Annotated in this window: 2 protein-coding genes; one reads left to right on the plus strand and one right to left on the minus strand. The window is 46.2% G+C overall.

The annotated features are described in order from the left end of the window. Positions 1–232: hypothetical protein (locus F6K49_RS52560; RefSeq protein WP_293111056.1), on the plus strand; the 232-nt coding region annotated here is incomplete at its 5' end. A 271-nt stretch (positions 233–503) separates the two neighbouring features. Here F6K49_RS52560 and F6K49_RS52565 read toward each other — a convergent pair. Beyond that, positions 504–1,049 (minus strand): TRAM domain-containing protein (locus F6K49_RS52565; RefSeq protein WP_293111058.1); only part of this gene is annotated, 546 nt, incomplete at its 5' end.

Genomic DNA, 1,049 nt, shown 5'->3' on the forward strand with positions numbered 1-1,049 from the left:
TGATGCAGAGGTCAAAATCAATGGTAAAAGTGTAGGGAAGATCTACTCCTACGAGGGAGCTAATCCCAATCACTGGTTTACCCAAATCATTAACATTGGTGCTGGAATACTCAAGGATGGCGATAATGAGCTGGAGGTTGAAGCCGTAGATTTACCAAACCCCTCTGCTGGCGACCTCTATAACGATTTTTACATACGGGATGTGGTTTGCTTCTTCCAGCGGGAAGATTAGGAAACGTCTATAGCGAAAGTATAGTTTAGGACATAGTTTTTGGTTTAAAGGGAACAGGGAATAGGGAATAGGGAATAGGGAATAGGGAACAGGAAACAGCGGATCTCGGAGCAGAAATTATGTTTTAACCTTTACTTCTACTGCTATAGTTTCAGTTTCTATTTTTAAGGGGGTAGGTAAACTACCTGATCAGGGTAGTTTACCTACCCCCGCCCGACTCCCGATTCCCGACTCCCGACTCCCGACTCCCGACTCCCGATTCCCTAATTCCCTATTCCTCTACTCGCTCACCGGTCAAGCTAAAGGCACGAGCTTCAGTAATTTTAACTAGAACTAGCTCACCTTTAAGGTGATTAATATCCCCAGTGAAGAACGTCAGACGATTTCCTTTGGTTCTGCCCATCACTTGAGTATTGTCTTTGGGATTCTGGTCTTCCACCAGCACTTCCTCAATCCGTCCCAGATAACGTTGCGATCGCTCAGCTGCTTTTACGGCAACTAGGTGGTTGAGACGTTGAAGGCGATCGCATTTGACCTCCTCAGGGAGCTGATTTTCCCACAATGCTGCTGGTGTACCAGGACGAGGGGAATAGGCAGCGGTATTGAGCTGGTCAAAGCCAATATCTTCTACTAGTTTTAGGGTATTTTCAAATTGTGCTTCCGTTTCCCCAGGAAAGCCCACAATCGCATCTGCACTAATCGAAGCATCGGGCATATACTCCCGAATGGTATTAATAATCCGGCGATATTTCTGGTGGGTATAGCCCCGTGCCATAGCTTTGAGAATATCGTTATCCCCAGATTGGAAGGGAATGTG

The sequence above is a fragment of the Moorena sp. SIO3I6 genome (assembly GCF_010672095.1).